At 48.4% G+C, this 773-nt stretch carries 2 protein-coding genes; one reads left to right on the forward strand and one right to left on the reverse strand.

The genetic code is table 11. The annotated features are described in order from the left end of the window. Nucleotides 1-181 precede the first annotated feature (181 nt). Nucleotides 182-406: a diguanylate cyclase gene (locus tag CIK04_RS33635; protein ID WP_325205763.1), complete on the forward strand. Its 225-nt coding sequence runs from the start codon at nt 182-184 to the stop codon at nt 404-406. 157 nt (nt 407-563) lie between these two features. On the opposite strand, the gene CIK04_RS24035 is transcribed toward CIK04_RS33635, so the two are convergent. After that, a partial coding sequence (locus CIK04_RS24035; RefSeq protein ID WP_142995004.1) for a hypothetical protein occupies nt 564-773 on the reverse strand: 210 nt, incomplete at its 5' end.

The raw sequence follows: 773 nt of genomic DNA on the forward strand, positions 1-773 counted from the left end.
TTATGGTCGATATTGATTGCTTTAAAGATCTCAATGATTACCTTTGGCCATTTAACCGGTGACAAAGCGTTGAGAATGGTTGCCATGACGCTCAAGCAGTGGAGTGGCGAGCAAGGTATCGGCTTTCGTTATGGTGGCGATGAGTTCCTGATTTTTATTCAAGATATTTCAAAGCAAGCATGTGAACAGAAGAGACGAACGTACTCAATCGGCGGTTGCTCGGTTAGCGATTCCCAATCCACAATCACAAGTGGCCAATGTTCTCACCGTGACCATTGGCGTTCAGTTTTACCCTTCGCTCAGCGAGCAGTGCCAAGATCTTGAACAGTTCATTTCCAAAGCCGACAAAGCGCTCTTCAACGCGAAGAACACCCAGCGCGGCACCATACAGTTCTTAAGTGCATAGACATCGACAGACAAACCTCTAGGCCGGGGCCTAAGAGAAAAGCGARCGCTAACGGATTGGAGACAAAAAAGAGAGCCGTTTGTTTGGCTCTCTTTTGGGTCACGCGTCTATTGGGGTAGTCACGTTGCGTTAAATCATTGGCCTGATTTCAGGAAAATCAGTCTTTCAGTACTTTTACGGTGTAGCGACCATCTTTCTGGCGGTATAGGCCGTGGATGTCGGTCTCGAAGCCTGGGTAATGCGCGCCGATTTCACACAACATTTCCAAGAAATCCAGTACTGGACGAGAGCTTTCTGTCACCACTTCACCTGGTAGCACTAGAGGCACACCTGGAGGGTAAGGAAGGATCATGTTGGCACTCACGCG

This window comes from Vibrio sp. 03_296 (assembly GCF_002265885.1).